Source organism: Salegentibacter haimaensis (genome assembly GCF_054121495.1).
On sequence record NZ_JBSYGH010000002.1, the window covers coordinates 87,576 to 112,346 of the forward strand.

General features: G+C 42.1%; 22 protein-coding genes. 8 read left to right on the plus strand and 14 right to left on the minus strand.

Annotated elements, in window-relative coordinates:
* Window positions 1-39 precede the first annotated feature (39 nt).
* From fabD to ACW6QP_RS03715, 5 genes are all read right to left on the minus strand, one after another.
* The gene (fabD, locus tag ACW6QP_RS03695) at window positions 40-921 is read right to left on the minus strand and encodes an ACP S-malonyltransferase (RefSeq protein ID WP_457909495.1); all 882 of its coding nucleotides are present in this window, start codon (window positions 919-921) and stop codon (window positions 40-42) included.
* Between the two features lie 139 nt (window positions 922-1,060).
* Window positions 1,061-1,561: a pyridoxamine 5'-phosphate oxidase family protein gene (locus tag ACW6QP_RS03700; protein ID WP_457909496.1), complete on the minus strand. Its 501-nt coding sequence runs from the start codon at window positions 1,559-1,561 to the stop codon at window positions 1,061-1,063.
* 102 nt (window positions 1,562-1,663) lie between these two features.
* A complete protein-coding gene (locus tag ACW6QP_RS03705) occupies window positions 1,664-2,539 on the minus strand; it encodes a fructosamine kinase family protein (RefSeq protein WP_457909497.1) in 876 nt (291 codons plus the stop codon).
* On the minus strand, window positions 2,505-2,987 hold the full coding sequence (locus ACW6QP_RS03710; RefSeq protein WP_457909498.1) for a dihydrofolate reductase: 483 nt from the start codon (window positions 2,985-2,987) through the stop codon (window positions 2,505-2,507). Before ACW6QP_RS03710 ends, ACW6QP_RS03705 begins: the two co-directional genes overlap by 35 nt.
* A gap of 1 nt (window position 2,988) precedes the next feature.
* Window positions 2,989-3,447 carry a 2TM domain-containing protein gene (locus ACW6QP_RS03715; protein WP_457909499.1) on the minus strand — a complete coding sequence of 153 codons (459 nt, stop codon included), beginning with the start codon at window positions 3,445-3,447 and terminating at the stop codon, window positions 2,989-2,991.
* 54 nt (window positions 3,448-3,501) lie between these two features.
* Between ACW6QP_RS03715 and ACW6QP_RS03720 the strand changes: the two genes are divergently transcribed.
* The gene (locus ACW6QP_RS03720; RefSeq protein ID WP_457909500.1) at window positions 3,502-4,596 is read left to right on the plus strand and encodes an aminotransferase class V-fold PLP-dependent enzyme; all 1,095 of its coding nucleotides are present in this window, start codon (window positions 3,502-3,504) and stop codon (window positions 4,594-4,596) included.
* Here the strand turns inward: ACW6QP_RS03720 and egtD are convergent.
* From egtD to ACW6QP_RS03765, 9 genes are all read right to left on the minus strand, one after another.
* Window positions 4,583-5,548: an L-histidine N(alpha)-methyltransferase gene (gene egtD, locus ACW6QP_RS03725; RefSeq protein WP_457909501.1), complete on the minus strand. Its 966-nt coding sequence runs from the start codon at window positions 5,546-5,548 to the stop codon at window positions 4,583-4,585. The two genes, ACW6QP_RS03720 and egtD, sit on opposite strands and share 14 nt — an antisense overlap.
* A gap of 57 nt (window positions 5,549-5,605) precedes the next feature.
* Window positions 5,606-6,769, minus strand: coding sequence for an ergothioneine biosynthesis protein EgtB (egtB, locus tag ACW6QP_RS03730; protein WP_457909502.1), 1,164 nt, complete (start codon window positions 6,767-6,769; stop codon window positions 5,606-5,608).
* A 93-nt stretch (window positions 6,770-6,862) separates the two neighbouring features.
* A complete protein-coding gene (locus tag ACW6QP_RS03735) occupies window positions 6,863-7,621 on the minus strand; it encodes an energy transducer TonB (RefSeq protein WP_457909503.1) in 759 nt (252 codons plus the stop codon).
* Window positions 7,622-7,636: 15 nt separating this feature from the next.
* Window positions 7,637-8,041 (minus strand): energy transducer TonB, encoded by a 405-nt coding sequence (locus tag ACW6QP_RS03740; protein ID WP_457909504.1) that lies wholly within the window; start codon window positions 8,039-8,041, stop codon window positions 7,637-7,639.
* A 30-nt stretch (window positions 8,042-8,071) separates the two neighbouring features.
* Window positions 8,072-8,917, minus strand: a complete 846-nt coding sequence (locus tag ACW6QP_RS03745) for a thymidylate synthase (RefSeq protein ID WP_457909505.1) — start codon at window positions 8,915-8,917, stop codon at window positions 8,072-8,074.
* A gap of 69 nt (window positions 8,918-8,986) precedes the next feature.
* Entirely contained in the window at window positions 8,987-10,678 is a 1,692-nt protein-coding gene (locus ACW6QP_RS03750; RefSeq protein WP_457909506.1) for a NupC/NupG family nucleoside CNT transporter, read from the minus strand.
* An 8-nt stretch (window positions 10,679-10,686) separates the two neighbouring features.
* Window positions 10,687-11,310, minus strand: coding sequence for a bifunctional nuclease domain-containing protein (locus ACW6QP_RS03755; protein WP_457909507.1), 624 nt, complete (start codon window positions 11,308-11,310; stop codon window positions 10,687-10,689).
* An 88-nt stretch (window positions 11,311-11,398) separates the two neighbouring features.
* A complete protein-coding gene (locus tag ACW6QP_RS03760) occupies window positions 11,399-12,367 on the minus strand; it encodes an electron transfer flavoprotein subunit alpha/FixB family protein (protein WP_457909508.1) in 969 nt (322 codons plus the stop codon).
* Window positions 12,368-12,448: 81 nt separating this feature from the next.
* Window positions 12,449-13,195 carry an electron transfer flavoprotein subunit beta/FixA family protein gene (locus tag ACW6QP_RS03765; protein ID WP_457909509.1) on the minus strand — a complete coding sequence of 249 codons (747 nt, stop codon included), beginning with the start codon at window positions 13,193-13,195 and terminating at the stop codon, window positions 12,449-12,451.
* A 312-nt stretch (window positions 13,196-13,507) separates the two neighbouring features.
* Between ACW6QP_RS03765 and ACW6QP_RS03770 the strand changes: the two genes are divergently transcribed.
* The 7 genes from ACW6QP_RS03770 to ACW6QP_RS03800 all read left to right on the plus strand — a co-directional run bounded on the left by ACW6QP_RS03770 (window position 13,508) and on the right by ACW6QP_RS03800 (window position 24,662).
* Window positions 13,508-14,488, plus strand: a complete 981-nt coding sequence (locus ACW6QP_RS03770; RefSeq protein WP_457909510.1) for a pyruvate dehydrogenase complex E1 component subunit beta — start codon at window positions 13,508-13,510, stop codon at window positions 14,486-14,488.
* Window positions 14,489-14,596: 108 nt separating this feature from the next.
* Window positions 14,597-17,038, plus strand: coding sequence for a DUF5686 family protein (locus ACW6QP_RS03775; RefSeq protein ID WP_457909511.1), 2,442 nt, complete (start codon window positions 14,597-14,599; stop codon window positions 17,036-17,038).
* Window positions 17,039-17,104: 66 nt separating this feature from the next.
* The gene (locus ACW6QP_RS03780) at window positions 17,105-17,617 is read left to right on the plus strand and encodes an inorganic diphosphatase (protein ID WP_457909512.1); all 513 of its coding nucleotides are present in this window, start codon (window positions 17,105-17,107) and stop codon (window positions 17,615-17,617) included.
* A gap of 121 nt (window positions 17,618-17,738) precedes the next feature.
* Window positions 17,739-20,027: a sodium-translocating pyrophosphatase gene (locus tag ACW6QP_RS03785; protein ID WP_457909513.1), complete on the plus strand. Its 2,289-nt coding sequence runs from the start codon at window positions 17,739-17,741 to the stop codon at window positions 20,025-20,027.
* 320 nt (window positions 20,028-20,347) lie between these two features.
* Window positions 20,348-21,118, plus strand: a complete 771-nt coding sequence (gene ku, locus ACW6QP_RS03790; protein WP_457909514.1) for a non-homologous end joining protein Ku — start codon at window positions 20,348-20,350, stop codon at window positions 21,116-21,118.
* A gap of 2 nt (window positions 21,119-21,120) precedes the next feature.
* Window positions 21,121-23,559: a DNA ligase D gene (gene ligD, locus ACW6QP_RS03795; protein ID WP_457909515.1), complete on the plus strand. Its 2,439-nt coding sequence runs from the start codon at window positions 21,121-21,123 to the stop codon at window positions 23,557-23,559.
* 65 nt (window positions 23,560-23,624) lie between these two features.
* A complete protein-coding gene (locus tag ACW6QP_RS03800) occupies window positions 23,625-24,662 on the plus strand; it encodes an App1 family protein (RefSeq protein WP_457909516.1) in 1,038 nt (345 codons plus the stop codon).
* Window positions 24,663-24,771: the final 109 nt, after the last annotated feature.

A 24,771-nucleotide genomic window follows, 5' to 3' on the forward strand; every position in this document is an offset into this window, starting at 1 on the left:
TGAAGAAAACCGGGCTTTTTTATTTTATAGAATTAAGATCTAAATCTCAGCCGAACTCACATTCATATGTCGGTCAATTTTCTTCACCAATCCCTGCAATACTTTTCCGGGGCCCACTTCGATAAAATCGGTCGCGCCATCTTTGATCATATTCTGTACGCTCTGGGTCCATTTTACCGGAGCAGTAAGTTGAAACACCAGGTTCTTTTTGATCTCTCCGGGATCGGTCACCGCAAAGGTGCTCACGTTTTGATATACCGGGCAAACAGGTTTATTGAAGTTTACATTTTCTATGGCTGCAGCCAGTTCCTGTCTTGCCGGCTCCATTAATGGGGAGTGGAAAGCTCCACCCACCGGTAATAGCATCGCACGCTTTGCTCCGCGTTCTTTTAGGCTGTCGCAGGCCAGTTCCACCGCTTTTACTTCACCTGAAATAACCAGCTGTCCCGGGCAGTTATAATTGGCGGCTACCACCACGCCTTCGGTTTCGGCACATACGGCTTCCACAATAGCATCATCCAATCCCAAAACGGCTGCCATAATAGAGGGTTTTGCCTCACAGGCTTCCTGCATTGCCAAAGCGCGTTTTGAAACAAGCTGTAATCCTTCCTCAAAACTCAGGACACCGTTCGCTACCAGGGCCGAGAATTCCCCGAGCGAATGCCCGGCAACCATATCGGGTTTAAAATTTTCACCCAATAATCGGCTTAGAATTACTGAATGTATAAAAATGGCCGGTTGGGTTACTTTGGTTTGTTTCAGGTCGTCGGCACTGCCTTCAAACATAATATCGGTTATAGGAAATCCCAAAACCGAATTTGCCTGATTAAAAAGATCCTGTGCCTCTACCGATTTTTCAAAAAGGTCGAGACCCATTTTTGGAAACTGAGCACCCTGGCCGGGAAAGATATATGCTTTCATAAATTTGGAAAGTTTTCCGGATTCAAAAAGAATCCGCACTTATTTTTAATTTTTTTATTTTATCTACCGGGCTAAAATAGAAATAAAAAAACCTCACCGCAAATTCACTATTTGTGATGAGGCTGTGTCTTTGAGAGATCTATAATTCCAATTTGCCTTTACGGCCAATTTCCTGTTCTTTGCCGGTAACTGCTGCTACACCCATTTTAAGCAAGGTCACATATTTATTTTGTTTGCTGTCCCAGAAATAAGCTTCTTTGGGTTTTACTTTTATCGCCGAGAGGTTCGGGTCTTCGACTCCGTTAAACCAGGCGTCATCGAGTTTAGAATAAAGTTCTTCCAAAATATCGGTGTCTGTAATAATATCGGCCTTCCCATAAATACTAATAAACTCCACATCTCCGGGGTCTGAATACAGCAATTGCACATCGGGGTCGCGGGCTATATCACTGTTATGATCGCTGTCTATTCGGCTTAAAAACCAAATGCTGCCCTCATCATCTACCTTTTTGGTACTCATAGGAACCGCACTTAGAGGCTTATTGCCAAAATCGGTCACCAAAAAACAGGTTTTTATCTCCTTTGCCATAGAGCTTAACTTTTCTCTGGCTTCCTTGTTCATTAAATTCTCACTGCTCATTTTTTTAATTTTTAGTTTGTGTACTCAAGATAATAAGCAAGACCGGGCCTTTGCACTAAGAAAGTGCTAAAAGAAAATTACGGGCTGTTAATATGTGTGAATTCAGCAATAAGCCTTCAGGATTTGCTGCACCTGTGAGAGATATCCGCTTCCGAAGAGATTAAGATGAACCAGCATGTAATAAAGTTGCCAAAGCTTTAGGCGTTCTTCAAAGCCGGGTTGTAAAGGGAATTCAGAATCATAAACTTCAAAAATCTCCTCATCAAAACCGCCAAATAATTTCATCATCGCCAAATCCATTTCTCTGGGCGCGTAGGCCGTGGCGGGATCTATTAAACAGGGTTCACCATTCGCATTCACCAGGTAGTTGCCGTTCCATAAATCACCGTGGATAAGAGCCGGCGGTTCATTGGGAACGATATTCAGAAGATTTCTGAAAAAACTTTGGTCAGGCATAATGTCAAAACCTTTTCGCACAGCCAGTTTAAGCTGGGGCAACAAACGCTGACTTATGTAAAAATCGGCGGCGCTGCTTCTGGCTTTATTGAACTGGCGCAAACTTCCAATATAATTGTCCTGTTTAAACCCAAATTTTGCTGCTGAATTTTTATGCAGGCAGGCCAGGTTTTGACCAAAAAGCTCATTGAAATTCGAAGCTTTAGCAGCGGGCTGTTTATATTCAAGTACCAGATAGGCCAGGTCTCCTATTTTTCCCGGCTGTCCGGCTTTTGGAATATCGAAACAACGCGCCCGGCAAAGAGCCTCCAGGCCCGTTTTCTCGGCGGCAAACATTCCGGGAAATTTCCCGGCCAGGTTAATTTTTACCACCCGTTTCTCTCCTAAATTATCCTCAAGGAGATAAACCTCGTTAATATCTCCACCACTAAGTGCCGAGGAATTTTTTATTTCAAAATTAACTTCAAGTCCAATTTTTTCCAGCAAATTATTTTCGCTGATACGTGAGGTAAGTGAAGGCATACTTATGTTTTTCATCGCTGGGATGGTATATTTCAGCTACCAGTTCCCACTCGTTTTCGTCTATTTCGGGAAAAAATGTATCGGCATCAAACTCGCCGTGAACGCGGGTAAGTTCAATTTTATTGGCTTTTTTTATTCCCTGTCTGTAAATTTCTCCCCCGCCAATGATGAATGCCTCATCATCGCGCTTAACTATTTCGAGGGCCTGCTCCAGCGAATGAACTACTACCGCCCTGTCTGGCTGGTAATTTTCCTTCCTGGTAATAACCACGTGTGTACGATTAGGTAAGGGCTGGGGAAGCGATTCGAAAGTTTTACGGCCCATAATCATATAGTGCCCGGTGGTTAATTTCTTGAAACGTTTAAAATCATCGGGCAGATGCCAAACCAGGTCATTGTCTTTGCCCAGGGCATTATTCTCGCCGGCGGCGGCAATCATTGTGATCATACTAGTCGTTATATGGAAATTGAGGTTTATCGGGATCGCTCTTTTGCGTTCGGGTTTCTGTACTGGATTTTGGATTGCTTTCAGGTAAAGGGTGATCTCTTTCTACCTTCTTCTGAAGTTCTTCTATGCGGGCTCTTTGTTTTTTCACCAGTTTTTCAAGCTGGCGATCCTCCCATTTTTTGCCCATAAATTTATCGGTTACAAAAACATTGAAAAAATGTACCAGAACGATAAAGGCCCACAGTAAAACTGCCCATACAAACCAGTCATAACCAAGGGGTTGTACTTCCTGTTTAAAGCCTATTACCACGTTAAGAATTATAAGAAAAACCGAACCTATAAGAAAAATGATGAAATGTTGTAATAATCTTTTTTTCAGAAGGCTGCGCCGGCGGGCGTAATCGTATAATTCTCTTTGATCTTTATCCAGGGAATCCCGGTTTTTCTTACTGAAAGCCATAAATTGGTAATTTAGTGTCTCTCAAATTTACATTTTTTCAAAAAAAAATGGTCTATGGCTTCAAATAATTTCAAAAAAGGATTTCCCGCCCTCCAACAATGCACTTATTTGAACACGGCATATTCGGGATTGCTGCACGAAGAGGTATGGGAAACCAGGCAGGAACACGAGCTTGATTTTCTCATTTTTGGCGGACTTAAAAAGGAAAAACAGGCTGAAATTTTTACCGGGGTGAGAGAAAGCCTTGGCGAATTCTTTAATTGTGAGCCTAAACGAGTGGCCCTGATGCCCAATTTTTCTTATGGGTTTAATACGTTTCTGGAAGGCCTGAAGCCCGATAGTGAAATTTTATTGCTGAAGGATGATTATCCTTCTATTAGCTGGCCGGTAAAATCAAGGGGTTTTAAATCCCGGTTTGTTGAAATAAATGAAGATCTGGAAGAAAATATTAAACAGGCCTTCGATCACAGTCCTCCTGATGTTTTTGCTTTTAGCATAGTGCAATACATAAACGGAATTCTCATAGATCTGGATTTTGTCAAAAGCCTGAAACAGCAATATCCAAATACCCTTTTCGTAGCCGATGGCACCCAGTTCTGCGGTACAACAATTTTCGATTTTGAAGCCTCGGGAATCGATGTATTGCTGGCCAGTGGGTATAAGTGGTTAAATGCCGGCTATGGGAATGCTTTTGCGTTATTTAAAGGTGGAGTAGAGGAGAAGGTTTTTCCCAGGTCGATGGGCTTTAATTCCTTCCAGGGAAAATATAAAGCCAGCGAGGATAGTTTTATAGGAAGGTTTGAACCGGGACATCTGGATAGCTTCAATTTTATTAGCCTGAAAGCCGCATTAAATCTGCTTGAAAAAACCGGGATGGATCAAATCGAATCCCGAATTTCTCGGCTAAAAGAAGAAGCCTTCATCGCATTAAAGGAATTAAATCTGCTGGAAGATTCGATCCTGAAAAGAAAACAACATTCGTCAATTTTCAATATAAAGGGAGATGAAAAATTATATAATCAGCTAAGAGCTAAAGATATTATCGTCTCCAGGCGTGGCAATGGAATTCGCCTCGCCTTTCATTACTACAATGATTCCGAGGATTTGAAAATTTTGCTAAAAGCCCTGAAAATGTTTAAAGCTTCCTAAAAATGTAATTTCGGTAACAGTTTTCTGAATCTCTAAAATCGGTTTCAATTTGTAACCCGGCCTGCGCGGCCAGCCACTCAATAATTTCCTGATCGTATTTTTGAGAAATTTCGGTATGTATGCTCTCCCAGGCATTGAATTTAACTTCAAGTTGTAGTTTTTTAATTGTAACCGTTTGAACGCTTTTGCTTACCAGATAGCTTTTAGCGGTGCCGGTCTCGGGATCATAGGTTTCCCAGTGTAAAAATTCTTCGGGATCGAAATTGGCGTCCAGTTCACGGTTTATGCGGTAAAGCAAATTTTTGTTGAAGGCCTCGGTAATACCTGCCGGGTCGTTATAGGCATCTAATATCTGCTGGGGATGTTTTTTCTGATCAAAGCCCATAAACAGCATATCTTCAGAATCCATAGCCTGTTGTATATTCCGAAGAAAATCTATGGCACTTTTGTGTAATAGGTTCCCGATGTTAGACCCCAGAAACAGAATTACCTTTTTGCGTTGGCTCAGATTGGCCAGGTTTTCCAGGGTCTTAAAATAGGTTCCCTGCTGTGGTGCTATTTTTACTCCCGGAAGCTCTTTATTTACGCTGGTTTCTAATTCATCCAACACATGTTGGCTGATGTCTACAGGCAAATATTTGAAATCAAAATCTTTCTCCTGAAGATATTTTAGTAAAATCTTGGTCTTTTTGCCATCGCCCGCGCCCAGTTCGATGAGGTCAAAACCTTCTGGCCCGTTAAAACTATCGGCAATATCTGCCGTATGATTTTTTAAAATATTGTATTCACAGCGGGTAAGATAGTATTCGGGCATATCCATAATTTGCTGGAAAAGTTTATCGCCCTTTTCATCATAGATGTACTTTGAAAGTAAAAATTTTGGATCACTCGTGAGTCCATTATAAACGTCTTCCTCAAAAGCCGATTTAAAAGTTGTGGGTGTGGTTTTCATATATTTTAAGCGATAGTCGATTTTTATGCCTGCTTGCTTCAGGTCTGGATTTAGAAATTATTTCACCAATCTGAACCCGGTAAACTGCCAGCGTAGATGTGGGTGAAAAAAATTGCGATAGGTATGCCGGGTGTGTTTGGGCGGGGTGGCCACCGAGCCTCCCCGCAGGACCTGTTGGTTTACCATAAATTTACCATTGTATTCGCCGAGAGCACCAGGCGCTTTGGTGTACCCGGGATATGGCTGATAGGCGCTTTGAGTCCACTCCCAGCGGCTACCCCAATCAAAATATGCATTGGCCACCTCCCATTCGAATTCAGTAGGAAGGCGTAAGCCTTTCCATTGTGCATAGGCAAAAGCCTCATACCAGGAAATATGGGTAACCGGCGCATCGGGAATTAAGGGGTGTAGACCGCTTAAGCTGTATTGATGCCATTCTCCTTTGATTTTATGCCAGTACATAGGCGATTTGATCGCATCTTTGTTGATCCAATCCCAGGCTTCGGCGTGCCATAGAAGTACTTCTTCATAGCCTTTGGCCTGCATAAATTCAAGATACCCGGCATTGGTGATTAGTTTGTTGGAAATTTCAAATTCGTTTAGGTAAACCTGGTGCCGGCCAAGCTCATTATCATAGCAGAAATCATTAGAATTATGACCAATTTCATAATTTCCACTGCTTATTTTTATCCAATTCTCCTCAAAATCCTGGATAGGATTTTCTTCAAATTGCTCATTATATATTGGTAAAAGTGGATTGTTACCAAGTATATATTTGATGTCGGTATACAGCAATTCCTGATGCTGTTTTTCGTGATGACAACCAATTTCTATAAGCTCCAGAACTTCGGCCGGGAGTTTTTCTTTCTGAAGAAATTCATCCATCGCTTTGGTGACATACTGCCTGTAGTCATAAACCCAGGCCACCGTTGGCCTGGAAAGATTACCCCGGTTGGTTCGAATCACTTTTTCTCCTACACTTTCATAGTAAGAGTTAAATACATAGGCCGAATTCTCATCAAAAAGCTCATATCCATTTTTATGGGGTTTGAGTATGAATTCTTCAAAAAACCAGGTGGTATGTCCCAAATGCCATTTAGGCGGAGAAACGTTTTCTACCGGTTGTACGACATAATCTTCGATTTCGAGAAAGGAACAAATTAATTCAGACTGGGCCCTGGTTTCATTAAAAAATGGAAGTATTAGCTGTTGTGAAAGCATAGATTTGAAATTAGCCAATCTGGCTGCTTCTCAAATTTACGATTTTTTGGATGTGACTTAAGTTAACGCGAGTTAAGGCGAAGTTAAAGTACTTTAATTTACCTCGCCCCAAATTGGTAACTCATAAGGAATTGTAACGGGGTTCCCTTTAAAGGTAGCAGGTTTTAATCTGGGTAGATTTTGAATAAGTTCTCTAGCCTGTTTATTGATTTGAGTATTCTCGCCTTTAGCGATTATATCTGAGACCTCCCCCTTTTCATTGATTGAAAAAGAAACTTTGGTATAAAACTGTCCTTTTTTATCAGATTTAGGACGAAAGTTTTTTAATATATGTTCCTGCAGATATTCGGAAAGGCACTTCTTTTTATTTTCAGAATTTTCACATCCTTTGGCAATTGGTGGAGTGTCATAGTTCGGTATTTTCTTTTCCTGAGTTTCAGATGGAAGTTTAATTTTAAAATTTAAGTTAAACATAGCATTAACAGGCTCATTGTTATGTTCAGCAACGGAAAATTGGGGCATTTCTTCTACAATGGAATTAATTTCTTCCTGAAGATTAGAAGGGTCTGTTGAAATTTTTTGCCACTTTATTTTTCCTTTTTCATTCAAGATGAGTTTAAGCGATATTTTAATTTCAGAAAATTCAGATGGAATTTTATTATAATTTATTTTTGACTGAATAAATTCTATTACTTTTTCTGAAGTGCACTCCTCATTCTCATTTTCACATCCGGGAAAAACAGGTGGGTACTCTATTTGTTGGAAAGGTACAATTTTACCTGATGCCTGTTTTTCCTGAGATTGAAGTGTAGGGAATACAAGCATCAGGATAAAAATTGTAAGATATTTCATTCTTCTTAGGTTATCTTATAAAGTAAGCGGAATGGTATACCCGGCTGTGGTAGGCTTTCCATTCATAGTACTCGGTTGCATCTTTGGAATTTTACTAGCCATTTGTTTTACGGCTGCTTCAATTTCGGGCTTGGCAGTTTCGATGTTTTTTACTTCTGCTACACCTTCTTCATTTACCTCCAGTCTAAAAGTAACTTTTCCGCGAACGTATTCCCCGTCATCATTTTGAGGATATTTATAATTATCGCGAATATGTTGCATGAGCTGCTGATTAAAACAGTCTTTTTTATCGGCCGAATCTTCGCAGCCCGGCCATACCGGCGGAGTTTGTTTAGAGGTTACCTTGTTGCCTTCGGCGGTAGTTTGAGAGAAACCAAAAGCTGTTGTAAAAAACAGCGCTATCACAAAAAACTTCTTCATGAGATCAAAAATTTTAAATTAAAAATTAGTTTATACTGCAACCGGAGCTTTGATCCCCGGATGCGGATTATAATCTACTAATTTAAAATCTTCATAAGAAAATCCAAAAATATCCCTGATTTCAGGATTGAGTTTCATTTTAGGAAGTGGTCTGGACGCCCGTGAAAGCTGAAGTTTCACCTGTTCCATATGATTGGAATAAATATGCACATCTCCAAATGTATGTACAAAGTCTCCAGGCTCGAGGTCACAAACCTGTGCCATCATCAAATTCAGAAGGGCATAGGAAGCGATATTAAAGGGCACACCTAAGAATACATCGGCGCTACGCTGGTAAAGTTGTAGCGATAATCGATCTTTACCTCCTTCTTCTTTGGCCGGGCTCACATAAAACTGGAAAAATGCGTGGCAAGGGGGCAGGGCTGCCTTTCCATTGGATACATTTTCAGAAAATGATTTGGACGTATCGGGCAAGACCGAAGGGTTCCAGGCCGAAACCATCATTCTTCGGCTATTGGGGTTATTTTTTAGGGTTTCAACAATCTCTTTTATTTGGTCTATGCCTTCACTGTTCCAGTTGCGCCATTGGTGGCCATAAACCGGTCCAAGATCTCCATTTTCATCGGCCCATTCATTCCAAATACGTACCCCGTTCTCCTGCAGATATTTTACGTTGGTATCGCCGTTTAAAAACCACAGCAATTCGTAGATGATCGATTTTAAATGCAGTTTTTTAGTGGTAACCATCGGGAAGCCTTCGCTTAAATCGAACCGCATCTGGTACCCAAAAACACTGCGGGTACCGGTACCGGTGCGATCGCCTTTATCGCTTCCGTTATCTAAGATATGCTGAAGAAGATCGTGATATTGTTTCATAGCCGAATGGAGAAATTTAGGTCACTAATATAGAAAACCCCTGCATTAAATTATAATCCTGAAGCCAATTTAACCCAATATCATCCCCGCAATAGTTGCCGAAAGCAGCGAAGCAAGGGTGCCTCCAATAAGGGCTTTCATCCCAAACTCAGAAAGGGTTCTGCGTTGGCCGGGAGCCAGGGAGCCAATTCCGCCGATTTGAATTCCTATAGAAGCAAAGTTTGCAAATCCGCAGAGCATATAAGTGGCCATAATTATCGATTTTTCGTAGGTGAGGCTCAACCCGCTTGCCGGATTTTTTAAATCGGCCAGCTGTACATAACCAACAAATTCGCTGGCAGCCAGTTTTATTCCTAAAAGCTGGCCCATAAGCATCATATCTTCCTTAGCTACCCCAATTAGCCACATTAAAGGAGCGAAGATAATTCCCAGGATCGATTCCAAAGAAAATCCTGAATATGGGGTATTTTCAGCTAAAATAGCGTTGAGACCGGTAAGGTCGCCTGCCCAACCCAGGATGTAATTGATCATTGCGATAAAGGCAATAAAAACCAATAACATGGCACCTACATTGGCAGCAAGTTTTAGACCTTCGGTAGTACCATTGGCGATAGCGTCAAGGATGTTGGAGCCTATTTTATCGGAAGACACCTCTACATTGGTATTTATTTTTTCCTGCTGCGGATATAAAATTTTTGAAATGATAATCGCCCCGGGCGCTGCCATTACTGAAGCTGCCAAAAGGTGTTTGGCAAAATGCAAACGCATTATCGGGTCGTCACCCCCCAGGAAACCGATATAGGCTGCAAGCACCCCCCCGGCTACGGTAGCCATCCCGCCTACCATTACCAGCAGGATTTCAGAGCGGGTCATTCGCTCCAGGTAAGCTTTGATCATCAAAGGAGCTTCGGTTTGGCCTAAAAAGATATTCCCGGCCACGCTAAGACTTTCTGCTCCCGAAATGCCTAATAATTTTGTGAGGATCCAGGCCAGGCCTTTCACGACGAATTGTATTACCCCCAGGTAAAACAATACCGAGGTAAGCGCCGAGAAAAAGATAATAGTAGGCAACACCTGAAACAAGAAGATAAAGCCAAAGCTGTCTACATCCATCATTCCGCCCAGCAGAAATTCACTACCTGCAGCGGTAAAATCGAGGATAAGCACGAAGATATTTCCTACAAATTCAAAGGTTTTTTGAATAAACGGAACTTTTAACACCCCAATAGCCAAAAGCAGCTGTGCGAATAATCCAAGGCCTATGGTTTTCCAGTTAATCGCCCGCCTGTTGGAACTAAATATAAAAGCGATAAAAAATAAAGCAAACATACCCAGGGCTCCCCGCAAAATACTTTGGGTAGAGATTCCGGCGCTGGGAACGATTTCCCTGGCGGCTTCAACGGGGATGATTTCTGAAGTTTTTCTTATGCCTTCCTTAAAACTAAAACTTTCCTGGTCATTGGCCAGAACCATAGTAGAGTCGGTAAGGCTATTGATTCTAAAATTCCTGATGCTATCGGGGAAGAAAAACACCAGCAGGTTATTTTGATAAAGGTAATCCCCTTCAGCAATAATAGAATCGGAAGTTTTTTCTGAAATTTCAAATTTCCCATCCTCCAATTCCAACTGGGAATTCGACGGAAAAAGAGATTGTGAGGCTTGAGTGTTGACCTCAGGTTGCCAGGATTTGGAAATGCTTTGGGAAAAAACTGAACTGATACCGAAAACAACCAAAAACAGGCAGTACCAAAATTTATTCATAAGGGAAATTATTTGCGTTTGGAGATTTCATCTCTAATACGGGCCGCCTTTTCATAATCTTCGTTATTTACGGCCTGGGAAAGCAAGGTTTTAAGCTCGTCTAGTGAAAGTTTTTTGTAATTGGTATCATCGCTGGTCATTCCCACATCGTCGGGCAGAATTTCTTCAGAGATGATTTCTTCAGCCTTACCTTCGCTGGGTGCGGGTTCCTGTTCCTCGCTTTTGAGGTAAATTCCGGCTTTGTCGAGTATGTTTTTATAGGTAAAAATTGGGGCGTTAAATCTAAGAGCCAGGGCGATAGCGTCGCTGGTGCGGGCATCGATGATTTCCTCAATTTTATCGCGTTCGCAAATAAGGCTGGAATAAAATACCCCGTCTACCAACTTATGAATGATTACCTGCTTGACGATTATTTCAAACCTGTCGGCAAAATTTTTGAAAAGGTCGTGGGTGAGGGGTCGTGGCGGTTTAATGTCCTTTTCGAGAGCGATGGCTATAGATTGTGCTTCAAAAGCTCCAATGACGATGGGAAGTTTTCTCTCTCCATCCTCCTCGCTAAGGATCAGGGCGTAAGCCCCGTTTTGGGTTTGACTATAAGAGATTCCTTTTATATTAAGGCGCACTAAACTCATATTCCGATAAAAATTAAAAAAGGCTGTCTAAATAAGGACGTAATTACCAGATTCAGACAGCCCTTTAAAGGCTCGCAAGTTATGAAAATTATGCGTTTTTCTCTTTAAATTCCTTCAATTTTTCGTTTAGCCTGGGAACGATCTCAAAGGCATCTCCCACTACCCCGTAGTCGGCAGCTTTAAAGAAGGGGGCTTCTGGATCATTATTGATCACCACCTTGGTTTTAGCGGCATTTACCCCGGCCAAATGCTGGATCGCTCCAGAAATTCCCACGGCAATATACAGGTTAGAAGCTACCGGTTTTCCGGTTTGGCCCACGTGTTCGCTGTGAGGTCTCCAGCCCATATCACTTACGGGTTTCGAACAGGCAGTCGCAGCGCCAAGAATTTCGGCCATTTCTTCGATCATTCCCCAGTTTTCTGGACCTTTTAGTCCGCGTCCACCAGAAACCACGATCTCGGCATCGGCGATGGTCACCTTATCGGTTGCCTTATCTACCGATTCTACATTTACTGAAAAATCTTCTTCAGAAAGTTGTGGACTGAATTCTTCAAGCTGTGCCTCAGCCTGTTCTTCCTTAAGTCCGAAGGCGTTCTTTGAAAGTCCCACGATCTTGACATCGGTATCTATTTGAGTAATGCTGAAAGCCTTGTTGGTAAAGGCCGAGCGCTTCACCTGAAATGGCTCGGTGCTTACTGGCAGGCTTACCACGTTAGAAACATAACCTGCGTTAAGCTGAACTGCCAACAAAGGAGCAAGATATTTGCTGTTGGCGCTCTGGCTAAGCACGATCACTTTGCTGCCTTCTTTCTCGGCTGCCTGTTTAAGGGCATCGGCAAAAGCTTCAGCATTAAATTTTTCGAGTTTATCGTTTTTGATATTCAGAACTTTATCAACTCCATGTTTTCCAAGTTCTGAAGTATCTGGAGCGTTAAAAGCAACGGCAGTTACCTGCCCGCCGGTTTTGGATGCCACAGCTTTGGCATAAGAGGCAACTTCCAGTGCCGCCTTCTTAAATTTTCCGTTTTCTGATTCGGTATATACTAATACAGACATTTTATATTATTTTTTAATCATTTCGATCCGCAGGGGATGAAAATCATTTTTATTTTTTTTGAATTCTATCGTCCCGGTTGCTTAGATCACCTTGGCTTCGTTATGAAGCAAATCGATTAGCTCATCAAGATTTTCGGCGTCTACCAGTTTCACATCTCCTTTTGGCGCCGGTTTTTCAAATTTAACTGCCTGGGTTAAAGCTTCGCTTCCGTCGGGTTCTACCACATTTAAAGGTTTTTTTCTGGCTTGCATAATTCCGCGCATATTTGGAATTTTCAGGTCGCTTTCTTCTACAAGACCTTTTTGTCCTCCAATTACCAGGGGAAGTTTAGCGCTAAGGCTTTCTTTTCCGCCATCGATCTCTCTTACGGCCTTCGCAGTATCGCCGTCTACCTCCAGGCTTATGCAGTTATTGATGAAATTAGCCTTTAACAAGCCGGCAAGCATTCCCGGTACCATTCCTCCATTATAGTCTATAGATTCACGACCGGCAATGATTAGATCGTAACTTCCTTCCTGTGCCACCTTTGCGAGTTGTTTTGCCACCTGGAAACCATCTTTGGCTTCAGCGTTTACACGAATAGCATTATCGGCACCAATGGCAAGGGCCTTTCGTAGGGTAGGTTCGGTTTCAGTACCTCCCACATTTACTACATCTACACTGGCTCCCTGCTTTTCTTTGAACCACATCGCGCGGGTAAGGCCAAACTCATCGTTAGGATTTATCACAAACTGCACCCCATTGGTATCAAATTTCGAATCTGAATCGGTAAAATTGATTTTTGAGGTAGTATCAGGCACGTGACTGATACATACTAATATTTTCATATAAATAGAATTTTTTGATTAAAACGTTTTCGTTTACGAAGTTACAGATTTTTATCTAAAAAAAGCTATGCACGCATAATAAATTTCAGGGCTTTTTGTCCCTCTCGGGTTAAATATTTCTTAATGATTTTTAGAAATCGCTGGTATATTTGAGGAGTTTTAGTTCTAATTTTAAAAATAATGCTGAAACTTCAATTTTCAGAACAGGGCAGGGCCCGGACTTTCAAATTTTTGTCCATATATAGTGGTGTAAACTTTCCCGAATTACTATTTTTGTTTTTTCAAGTTATACACTAAATATTACAAGATATAATGAAGACAATTCAATTTAGGGAGGCAGTTGCCGAAGCGATGAGCGAAGAGATGCGCCGCGACGAGTCTATTTATTTGATGGGAGAAGAAGTAGCCGAATACAATGGGGCATACAAGGCTTCCAAAGGAATGTTAGACGAATTTGGGCCTAAAAGAGTAATAGATACTCCCATTGCCGAGCTTGGTTTTGCCGGGATCGGGGTAGGTTCTGCGATGAATGGCAACCGACCTATCATTGAATTTATGACCTTCAACTTTTCTTTGGTAGGGATAGACCAAATCATCAACAATGCAGCCAAGATGCGCCAAATGAGTGGTGGACAAATCAATATCCCTATCGTTTTTCGCGGGCCAACCGGTTCTGCAGGGCAGTTAGGAGCTACTCACTCACAGGCTTTCGAAAGCTGGTATGCCAACTGTCCCGGGCTTAAAGTAATCGTGCCTTCAAATCCTTACGACTGTAAGGGTCTTCTAAAATCTGCCATTCGCGACGATGATCCTGTGATCTTTATGGAAAGCGAGCAGATGTATGGTGATAAGGGAGAAGTGCCTGAAGAAGAATACACCATCGAAATTGGAAAAGCCGATATTAAAAGAGAAGGTAGCGATGTAACCGTTGTTTCCTTCGGAAAAATTATTAAAGAGGCTTATAAAGCTGCTGAAGAATTGGAGAAAGAAGATATCTCTATCGAGATTATCGACCTTCGCACCATTCGCCCAATGGATCACGACACCATTATCGAATCGGTTAAGAAGACCAACCGTTTGGTGATTTTGGAAGAAGCCTGGCCTTTTGGAAGCGTGGCTACCGAGATCACTTACCAGGTTCAGGAAAAAGCTTTTGATTATTTGGATGCACCGATCATTAAAATCAATACGGCCGATACTCCTGCGCCATATTCTCCGGTATTACTTAAAGAATGGTTGCCAAATCACGAAGATTTGATCAAAGCCGTGAAAAAAGTAATGTACAAAGACTAAGAGTCTCTAAATAAATTAACTTTGAAGCTCCGCCATAGTGCGGAGCTTTTTTGTGATATGACTCCAAAGCACCTCTTTCTTTTTATATTTCTAGTTTGCTGGGCCAATATGTTAGCTCAAACCCGGGTGTCGGGCCGGGTGACCAATGATAACGGCCGCCCTCTGGCATTTGTAAATGTGGTTTTTCTGAATTCTTCTGAAGGTACCACAACCGCTCAGGACGGTAGTTTCAGCCTTCAGTCAAAACGCGATTATAAGACGATTGAAATTTCGTTTCTGGGTTACGATTCTGAAGTTATTTCACTTCCAACTTCCGAAGTGACTAATTTGGAAATTGCTCTCAGCGAAAACCTCACCAATCTCGAAGAAGTAAGGATTTTAAAAGGAAAAACTTCCAAAAGAGATAATCCGGCGCTTGATATTCTCAGGAAAATCTGGGCCAATAAGCATAAAAACGGTACCCGAAGTTATGCGCAATACGAATTCAGGAAATATGAAAAGTTTGAACTGGGCCTGGATGGGATAGATAGCAGCGTTTTAAGAAACCCTCTGCTAAAAGGGATGGAGTTTATTCTGGATTATGCCGATAGCAGTAAACTTGCAGGGCGAAATTACCTGCCATTTTTTATCAATGAATCGGTCTACAAAGTTTACGGAGATAATGCGGCAAACCTAAAACGCGAAGATTTGCTGGGAAACAGAAATTCGGGCTTCAATGAAAATCATAATTTAATTGAAGCGGTTCGGGATTTATACGACGCCTATGATATCTACGATAATTACCTTAAGATTTATAATAAGAGTTTTGTAAGCCCGCTGTCAACTACGGGAATTCATAACTATAATTATGTTCTGGCCGATTCGGCTTATCTCGATAATAAGTGGTGTTACCAGATAATTTACTACCCCAGGCGCAAAAACGAGCTTACATTTAAAGGAGATTTTTGGGTAAATGATACAAGCTGGGCAGTCAAAAAGATCAATTTGCAAAGCACTGAAGGAGCGAACATCAATTGGGTGCGTTCTCTTGAGATGCGACAGGAATATGAGATGTTGAACGATACGGTATTCCTAATTAGCAAAGATGAGTTTACCGCAAATTTTTCTATGGAAAGCAATCCGGAATCCCGGGGTCTCATTTCCAGCCGCAGTAGCACATTTAAAGATTATGAATTCAATAAAGCTAGAGCCCGTGAATTTTATTCTAACCGGGTTTTACGATTTAGGGAAGAAATTTATAAGCGGGATAGTTTGTTTTGGGAAAATCAGCGAACCGAAGAATTAAGCCGGCGGGAAGAAGAGGTTTTTGAAATGATGGATAGTTTGGGGAAAGTCAAATCTTTCAAACGACTTTACGACCTGGCCGGTATTGCCCAGTCGGGCTATGTTGAATTTAATGGCTGGGATTTCGGGCCCTTATTTTCGGCCTTTGGTTATAATGAGGTAGAAGGCTTTAGGCTTCAGGCCGGCGCCCGAACTTATTTTACTCAGCACGATCCCTGGCGTATTGAAGGTTATTTGGCTTACGGGCTTAGGGATGATAAATTTAAATTCGGAATTGCCGGGAAAGTATTGCTCGATAGGCAGCTGCGGCTAATTTTATCGGGAGGTACCCGGCGCGACGTGGAGCAACTGGGTGCAGGATTAACCAATACTACCGATGTGTTAGGTAGAAGCCTGGCTTCCTCGGCCTTGCTAAGTGTGGGCGATAATGATAAATTAAGCAAGGTGAAACTTAGCAGTATAGCACTTGAACTGGAGCCCTGGAATAATTTTCAGCTTAGGTTTAGTGGTTCTTACCGAATTTTAGAATCGGCTTCAGAGAATTTTAGTTTGGCCTGGTATTTAAACGATGCCAGAACTCTTATAAAACACTCCATCAATCAGGCACAACTTTCAGCCATTATAAATTACACCCCGGGGAGGGTGGTTTCGGGTTATGGAGTCGAGCGTCGTATTGTAAATTCCGACGAGTTTCCCACTTTTTTCCTCGAGTATAACCTGGGCGTAAAAAATATCTTTAACAGCGATCACGATTTTAAAAAACTGAGCTTTTTCTACGACCAGCCCTGGGAGATTGGAGGCCTGGGTCGTGCAAAGGCCAGCCTGGAAGCCGGGAAAACCTTTGGAACAGTGCCGCTGGGTTTGCTTGATGTGGTGCCGGGAAACCAAACCTATTTTGCGATTTATAATTCCTTTCCCACTTTAGATTTCTACGAATTTGTGACCGATACCTATGTGGCGGCACATTTCAATCACAGTTTCAACGGAAGGCTGTTTTCCCGTATTCCCCTGCTTCGGGATTTGAATCTGCGGGAATTGGTAGGAATTCGCGGGGTTTGGGGAGAAATATCTGAAGCCAATAAAAGAATAGATGCCTCGGGAATTCCCTTAAATGCGCCAAGTGGGGAACCTTATTGGGAATATAGTTTCGGGATCGGAAATATTTTAAAGGCTATGAATATTCAGGCTCATTTTAGGGGTAATTATTTTGAGATGCCTGAGCACAGGGATTTTGCCCTCACCTTTAGCTTTCAATTTGCCTATTAATCGCCCTGTTTTAAGCTGAAAATTAACTATCTTTGCTGCCCTTAATTACGAAAAGAAAAATAAAAAATGTCTGAGACTTTTGATGTATTAATAGAAATCCCAAAAGGGAGCCGAAACAAATATGAATATGATTTTGAATTGAAAAAAGTGCGATATGATCGTATGATTTTCTCTTCTATGATGTATCCTGCCGACTATGGCTTTATTCCCAATACCCTGGCCCAGGATGATGACCCTCTGGATGTGTTGGTATTGGTAGCCGAACCTACCTTTCCCGGAATAGTGATGGAAGTAAAGCCAATTGGGGTTTTCCATATGGCCGATGAAAAGGGTCCCGATGAAAAAATTATTTGTGTTCCAGTAAGCGATCCTATCTGGAATCGTTTAAATGATCTGAAAGAATTAAACGGACACATGATCAAAGAAATCGAGCATTTCTTTAAGGTTTACAAAGATCTTGAAAAGAAAAAAGTAGATGTTGGGGGTTGGGGAGATGCCCAGGAAGCCCGCGAAATCATAGCTCAATGTGTAAAACGCTTTGAAGAATATGATGGAGATAAAGGCAGGTTTGGGATCTAATTCCTAAAATCTTATCCCAATAATTATATATTTAAAAGCAATAAGCCTAAAAACTTATTGCTTTTTTAATTTGTATTGATTTCCTACATTAGCCGTATTAACTAAAACTTAACAAACTAATATGGAATCAATGATGATTTATATGCCAGCGATTCTGGCTATAATTGGGCTCCTTTATATGTGGGGCAAAAGATCCTGGGTGATGAAACAGGATGCCGGAGACGGAAAAATGAAAGACATCTCATCTCACATTTATGAAGGGGCACTTGCCTTTTTAAACGCCGAATATAAATTATTGAGCATTTTCGTGGTTGGTGCCAGTATCGCCCTGGCTGCCATTGCATTTGTGGTGCCTACCACCCATTATTTAATTATTGTGGCCTTTATCTTCGGGGCCTTTTTTTCTGCCCTGGCTGGAAATATGGGAATGAAGATCGCTACCAAAAGTAACGTTCGTACCACCCAGGCCGCAAGAACCAGTTTACCTCACGCTCTTAAAGTTTCTTTTGGCGGCGGTACGGTTATGGGTCTTGGTGTGGCCGGTCTGGCCGTTTTGGGGCTAACCACCTTTTTTATAATTTTTTATCACTATTTTATGGGAGGTGAGTGGACCGATACCACCCAAATGACCATAGTTTTGGAAACCCTGGCCGGTTTTTCATTGGGTGCTGAATCTATCGCGCTTTTTGCGCGCGTAGGCGGTGGAATTTATACCAAAGCTGCCGATGTAGGCGCCGATCTAGTAGGTAAGGTTGAAGCCGGAATCCCTGAAGATGACCCCAGAAACCCAGCCACCATCGCAGATAATGTTGGTGACAATGTGGGAGATGTAGCCGGAATGGGTGCAGATCTCTTCGGAAGTTATGTCGCTACCGTTCTCGCAGCTATGGTACTTGGAAATTATATCATCGAAGATATGGGCGGGAATATTGTAGATTCAGGCTTCGGTGGAATTGGCCCAATTCTTCTGCCAATGGCCATTGCCGGCGTGGGTGTAATTATGTCTATCGTGGGCACCCTGCTTGTAAAAATCAGCAGTAACTCAGCCAAAGAAGCTGAAGTTCAAAAAGCTTTAAATATCGGAAACTGGACCTCTATAATCCTGGTAGCCATTGCTACCTTCTTTCTGGTAAAATGGATGCTGCCAGCCAACACTCTTACTATGGGATTCTTCGTAGGGGGTGCTGAAGGTTTTGAATATACCAGCATAGCTTCCATAAGAGTATTTTATGCCTCTTTAGTAGGTATTATCGTGGGAGGAGTTATCGCATCGGTGACCGAATATTATACCGGTCTGGGAAAAAAACCGGTACTCTCTATAGTACAAAATTCAAGTACAGGAGCCGGGACGAATATCATCGCCGGGCTGGCTACCGGGATGATCTCTACCTTTCTATCGGTATTGTTATTCGCAGTGGCCATCTGGTTATCTTATGCCTTCGCTGGATTCTACGGGGTGGCGATGGCAGCTTCAGCGATGATGGCTACTACTGCTATGCAGCTGGCCATAGACGCCTTCGGACCCATTGCCGATAATGCCGGGGGTATTGCCGAAATGAGCGAGCTTCCACCTGAAGTTCGCGAGAGAACCGATATTTTAGATTCAGTAGGAAATACTACCGCAGCCACAGGGAAAGGTTTTGCAATCGCCTCGGCAGCACTTACTTCATTGGCGCTTTTCGCTGCTTATGTGACCTTTACGGGAATCGACGGGATCAATATTTTCAAAGCTCCGGTCTTAGCGATGCTATTTATCGGCGGAATGGTTCCCGTGGTATTTTCAGCCCTCGCGATGAAATCGGTAGGGAAAGCGGCGATGAAAATGGTAGAGGAAGTTCGGCGTCAATTCCGGGAAATTCCGGGAATTATGGAAGGCACCGGGAAGCCGCAATATGATAAATGTGTTGCAATTTCTACCGAAGCCGCCTTAAAAGAAATGTTGCTTCCGGGAGTAATCACCATTGGTTTTCCCATCGCTATTGCATTTGTACCTATGATTTTTGGTTATGAAAACGTGCTAATCGCCGAAATGCTTGGGGGATATATGGCAGGAGTTACCGTGAGCGGTGTACTTTGGGCGATCTTTCAGAATAATGCCGGGGGTGCCTGGGATAATGCGAAAAAATCTTTTGAAGCTGGAGTAATGATCAACGGGGAGATGACCTATAAAGGCTCTGAGGCACATAAAGCTGCAGTAACCGGTGATACGGTAGGAGATCCGTTTAAGGACACCTCTGGCCCCTCGATGAATATTCTCATTAAACTTACCTGTTTAATCGGTTTGGTTTTGGCGCCAATTTTAGGAGGTCATTCAGAAGACAATGTGCCTAATGAGCCGGAAGAAGCTCCGCAGGTAGAAACCGCTGCAGTACAAAATAAAGCAGATATTTTTGAGGTGAACCTGAATTAAAAGCTTACTACTTCAACATTAAAAAGCCCCTTTGAAGTTTCTCTTTAAAGGGGCTTTCTCGGCTAATTCAAACTTGTTATCGGCAGATTGTCTACTTTGCCTGAAGCAAGTTTTTTTATAATATCTCATAAGCTTTCTTCATTTCAATCCTGACTACTTCTTTAAAGTTAAAAATTAAAACTTTGGAAATGAGTTAAATAACTGGTAAAGAATTCAGTTTGTTAAAACGCAAAAACAGGGTCTCAGCCAAATCTTTTAACACTTTTACAACTAAGCTCCCAAAATAGATAGGCTAATTTTAGTCTTAAAGCTGAAAAAATATGAGATCGATCTGGAATGGAAGTATAAGTTTTGGTCTGGTATCTATTCCCGTGAAATTATATTCGGGATCTGAAGACCGCCGGTTGGAATTGGATATGTTAGACAGGCACGATAATGCCCGCATCAGGTATAAACGAATTAATGAGGAAACCGGGAAAGAGGTAGAGTGGAAGGATATCGTGAAAGGTTACAAGCAGGATGAGGCCTATGTGGTTCTGGAAAAAGAAGATTTCGAGAATGCCAATCAGAAGAAAAGCAAGACTATAGATATCGAGGAATTTATAGAGGAAGATGAGGTTGCAGAGGTTTTGTACAAAAAACCTTATTTCCTCGAACCTCAAAAAGAAGGCGGGAAATCCTATAACCTGCTTAGGGATGCCCTGAAAAAAACCAAAAAACTGGGGGTGGCTACTTTTGTGATGCGTCAAAAGGAACATCTGGCACTGATAGGGGTTTATAATAAGGCTTTGGTGCTTCATGTAATAAGATTCGCCGAGGAAATTAAGGATCCTTCCGAATTAAAATTGCCTAAGACCAAAGTGACCAAAAAGGAAGTAGATATGGCTATTTCCCTTATCGAGCAACATAGCACCAAATTTAAGTTGGATAAGTTTAAAGACGTGTATAACGACCAGCTTATGAAGATTATCAAGTCTAAAACTTCAGGTAAGAAGATTAAGGCTGAAGAATTTGAGAGCAAACCCACCCCCGCAAAAGACCTTATGGCACAACTTAAAGCCAGTTTGGAGAAAAAGAAAAAGGCTTCTTGAAAATGAGTCTCGACGATTATATCAAAAAACGGGATTTTGAGAAAACACCCGAACCCGGGGCCGATTACAGCGATGAAAATCGTGGCCGGTTTGTAATTCAGCGGCACCAGGCTAGCAGGTTGCATTACGACCTGCGCCTGGAGATGGAGGGTGTGCTAAAAAGCTGGGCCGTGCCCAAGGGCCCGTCTATGAATCCAAACGATAGGCGCCTGGCCATTCAAACCGAAGATCATCCCGTAAAATATCTTGATTTTGAAGGCACCATCCCCAAGGGGAATTATGGCGCAGGAGAGATGAGCATTTGGGATAAAGGCACCTTTGAATCTTCGAAAGGAGAGAAGGAATACTTACTGGAGCAGCTGGAAGACGGAAATCTTAAAATCGATTTTTCAGGAAAAAGATTAAGGGGAAGTTTTGCTTTGGTGCATATGAATTCGGCCAAGGAGAAAAATCAGTGGTTGCTTATCAAAAAGAAAGATGACTATGCGACCGACCTGGATTATGATGCCGAAGTTTTCTCTTCGGAAAAACCTTCAGAAAAAAACACAGGAGAAAAAGGCAAAATTCGCAAAATCGACCCCGGAAAGTTTCTGAAGCCAATGCTTGCCACGGCCACCAATAAAATTTTTAATAATCCAAACTGGATTTATGAGCTAAAATGGGATGGCTATCGGTTGCTGGCTAATGTGCAGGATGGGGAGGTGAATTTGTATTCCCGAAACGGGATTTCTTTCAATAAAAAATTCAGCAAAATAAGGAAAGAGCTGGAACAGCTGGAGCACGATGTGATTCTGGATGGCGAGTTGGTCTTGTTAGATAAAGACGGTATTCCAGATTTCCAGGCGTTGCAGAATTACGATAATAAAACAGGAGGGGAGTTGCGGTATTATGTTTTTGACATGCTATTTCTCAACGGGCATTCAATGCTGGAGCTGCCGCTCCTGGAAAGAAAAAGCCTTATTCCCGAAGTGCTCGAAGACCTGGAGCAGGTGTTTTTTTGTGATCATATCGAAGCGATGGGAAAAACTTTTTATGAGAAAGCCATTGAAAAAGGCCTTGAGGGAGTAATTGCAAAAAAGACCGATTCTACCTACGTCCCGGGCTATCGCAGTGAAAACTGGTTAAAAATCAAAAAAGAACATACCCTTGAGGCGCTAATTTGCGGCTATACCGATTCGAAAGCTTCAGTTTTTGGTTCGCTTATCTTGGGTAGTTTTAAAGATGGAAAGCTCGAATATATTGGGAATGTAGGTATAGGTTTCAGCAATGAAGATCAAAAGAATCTGCTCAAAATTTTCAAAAAATTCAAAACTGAAGAATCTCCTTTTCCGAAGAAAATTAATTTAAAAGGCCGGGAACCGGTTTGGATGAAACCCGACTTGATTTGCGAGGTGAAATTTAGCGAAGAGACCAAAACCGGAAAATTGCGACATCCGGTTTTTCTGGGTCTGCGGGAAGATAAGCAGCCAGAAGAAGTCACCGAAGTCAAGGAAACCAAAGCCCCCGGGAAAAGAGCTAAAAAAGGCAAAAAAGGAGCCTCCCTCGATGTAAACGGGATTTCGGTGCCCCTCACCAACCTGGAAAAAGTCTACTGGCCCGATTCGGGATTCAGGAAATATGACCTTATCGATTATTATATTAAAGTTTCAGATTATATTTTGCCATTTTTGAAAGACAGGCCTCAAAACCTGCATCGCCACCCCAGCGGGATAAAAAAACCGGGATTTTACCAAAAAGACACCGAAGGCCAGATGCCCGATTGGATTGAGCGGGTAGAGATATATTCAGAATCTGCCGAAAAGGAAATCGAATATATGCTTTGCCAGAATGAGGCCAGCCTTCTGTATATGGCAAACCTGGGTTGTATCGAACTCAACCCCTGGAATTCCAGGAAGCAGCATCTCGATGCACCAGATTATACGGTGATCGATATAGATCCTTCAGAGAAAAACAGCTTTGAAGAAGTGATTGAAGTGGCGCAGGCGGCCAAAGAAGTGCTTGATTTGGCAAAAATTGAGGCTTATTGTAAAACCTCGGGATCGAGCGGGCTGCATATCTACATTCCAATGGGCGCGCAATACGATTACGAGCAGGCGAGGGATTTTACCAAATTGCTTTGTTATTATATTCAGGAAAAACTGCCGGAAATCACCAGTATGGAGCGGGCCGTAAAAGCCCGAAAAGGCAAAATCTATTTAGATTATCTGCAAAACCGTCGGGGGCAGACTCTGGCTTCAGCTTATTGCGCAAGGCCTAAACCCGGCGCCCCGGTATCTGCTCCATTAGAATGGAAAGAAGTAAAAAGCGGTCTTAAAATCCTTGATTTTAATATTCAGAATATGCCTGAACGCCTGGAGAATCAGAAGAAAAAATTATTCAGCAAAGTTTTGGGTAAGGGCATAGATATGCAAAAGGCTATAGGCCGTCTTGAAAACTCCTAAACTTTTTTTAAAGCCACTACCAGCCCGGGCTAATCTTTCTATCTTGGTTTAAAAGCCAGGTATTTATGAAGAAACGATTACGAAAACTCGCCGGAAAATACAAGTTTATAGACCAGGTGCTTATCACACCTTATCGCAGTTACGGCACTCATTCCCATCTTTATATAAAAGGGAGAGTTCTGGATAATGAACCTTTGAAGATAGTGCAGGATTCATCTTTCCTAAAAACCCTGAAAACCACATACAAGCAGTTTGATACTTTCGAAATTCCCGATGCAGAAATCGAGCTGGTACTGCCGGGAAAGGTAAATGCCACCACTAAATCTGATCCTGAAGGTTACTTTCTGTTTGATGATTATATCGAACAGGACCTCGCCGAGCACGCCGATGAAGAAGGCTGGCTGGATTATGAATTATATTACAAAGGGCCGCTGGGAAAAAAGACCGAAGTTCTCGAAAACCCTTTTAAAGGTGAATTTTTAATCCCCGAGCCAGATGCCGAATATGGGGTGATTAGCGATATAGATGACACGATTTTACATACGGGAGTAACTTCTTTTCTTAAGTGGCGATTGCTGAAAAATTCATTGCTCACCAATGCCTTTAAGCGAATTCCTTTAAAAGGAGCTGCCGATTTTTACAGCAAACTGCATTTGGGCAAAAGCGGAAAAAATAAAAATCCGATGTTTTATTTGAGCAACAGTCCCTGGAATTTGTATGAATATCTCACCTTATTTTTGGATCACAATGCTTTTCCAAAAGGCCCGATTTTGCTGAGAAATTTCCGAACGCCTTTTGATCGAAGTCTTAAACCTGAGAAGCCTCACAAACAAAAGGAAATCGCCAATATTCTTAAGACCTATCCCGATCTAAAATTTATTTTAATAGGGGATAGCGGCGAGCACGACGCTTCAATCTATACAGAAATAGCCGAACAACACCCAGACAGGATCCTGGCAATTTATTTGCGCAGTGTAAAACATAAAAAGCAAATGGCTCACGTACAAAGCATCATAGATGATTTTAAAACCACCCCGGTGCTTATGGTATATTCTTCGGAAGAAGCCGAAGAGCACGCCCGCGAAAATGGTTTTATCAAATAGCCCGAAGCAATCGCATTAAATAAAAAATGTCAGCTTGAGCGAAGTCGAAAGCTGACATTTTTTTGTGTCTTTTCTGGAATACTAAAAGATAATTTCGAGTGAATTCCCG

Coding starts and splice junctions, on each gene's coding strand:
- fabD (WP_457909495.1), bottom strand. CDS start 921: ATGAAAGCATATATCTTTCCCGGCCAGGGTGCTCAGTTTCCAAAAATG.
- ACW6QP_RS03700 (WP_457909496.1), bottom strand. CDS start 1,561: ATGAGCAGTGAGAATTTAATGAACAAGGAAGCCAGAGAAAAGTTAAGC.
- ACW6QP_RS03705 (WP_457909497.1), bottom strand. CDS start 2,539: ATGCCTTCACTTACCTCACGTATCAGCGAAAATAATTTGCTGGAAAAA.
- ACW6QP_RS03710 (WP_457909498.1), bottom strand. CDS start 2,987: ATGATCACAATGATTGCCGCCGCCGGCGAGAATAATGCCCTGGGCAAA.
- ACW6QP_RS03715 (WP_457909499.1), bottom strand. CDS start 3,447: ATGGCTTTCAGTAAGAAAAACCGGGATTCCCTGGATAAAGATCAAAGA.
- ACW6QP_RS03720 (WP_457909500.1), top strand. CDS start 3,502: ATGGCTTCAAATAATTTCAAAAAAGGATTTCCCGCCCTCCAACAATGC.
- egtD (WP_457909501.1), bottom strand. CDS start 5,548: ATGAAAACCACACCCACAACTTTTAAATCGGCTTTTGAGGAAGACGTT.
- egtB (WP_457909502.1), bottom strand. CDS start 6,769: ATGCTTTCACAACAGCTAATACTTCCATTTTTTAATGAAACCAGGGCC.
- ACW6QP_RS03735 (WP_457909503.1), bottom strand. CDS start 7,621: ATGAAATATCTTACAATTTTTATCCTGATGCTTGTATTCCCTACACTT.
- ACW6QP_RS03740 (WP_457909504.1), bottom strand. CDS start 8,041: ATGAAGAAGTTTTTTGTGATAGCGCTGTTTTTTACAACAGCTTTTGGT.
- ACW6QP_RS03745 (WP_457909505.1), bottom strand. CDS start 8,917: ATGAAACAATATCACGATCTTCTTCAGCATATCTTAGATAACGGAAGC.
- ACW6QP_RS03750 (WP_457909506.1), bottom strand. CDS start 10,678: ATGAATAAATTTTGGTACTGCCTGTTTTTGGTTGTTTTCGGTATCAGT.
- ACW6QP_RS03755 (WP_457909507.1), bottom strand. CDS start 11,310: ATGAGTTTAGTGCGCCTTAATATAAAAGGAATCTCTTATAGTCAAACC.
- ACW6QP_RS03760 (WP_457909508.1), bottom strand. CDS start 12,367: ATGTCTGTATTAGTATATACCGAATCAGAAAACGGAAAATTTAAGAAG.
- ACW6QP_RS03765 (WP_457909509.1), bottom strand. CDS start 13,195: ATGAAAATATTAGTATGTATCAGTCACGTGCCTGATACTACCTCAAAA.
- ACW6QP_RS03770 (WP_457909510.1), top strand. CDS start 13,508: ATGAAGACAATTCAATTTAGGGAGGCAGTTGCCGAAGCGATGAGCGAA.
- ACW6QP_RS03775 (WP_457909511.1), top strand. CDS start 14,597: ATGTTAGCTCAAACCCGGGTGTCGGGCCGGGTGACCAATGATAACGGC.
- ACW6QP_RS03780 (WP_457909512.1), top strand. CDS start 17,105: ATGTCTGAGACTTTTGATGTATTAATAGAAATCCCAAAAGGGAGCCGA.
- ACW6QP_RS03785 (WP_457909513.1), top strand. CDS start 17,739: ATGGAATCAATGATGATTTATATGCCAGCGATTCTGGCTATAATTGGG.
- ku (WP_457909514.1), top strand. CDS start 20,348: ATGAGATCGATCTGGAATGGAAGTATAAGTTTTGGTCTGGTATCTATT.
- ligD (WP_457909515.1), top strand. CDS start 21,121: ATGAGTCTCGACGATTATATCAAAAAACGGGATTTTGAGAAAACACCC.
- ACW6QP_RS03800 (WP_457909516.1), top strand. CDS start 23,625: ATGAAGAAACGATTACGAAAACTCGCCGGAAAATACAAGTTTATAGAC.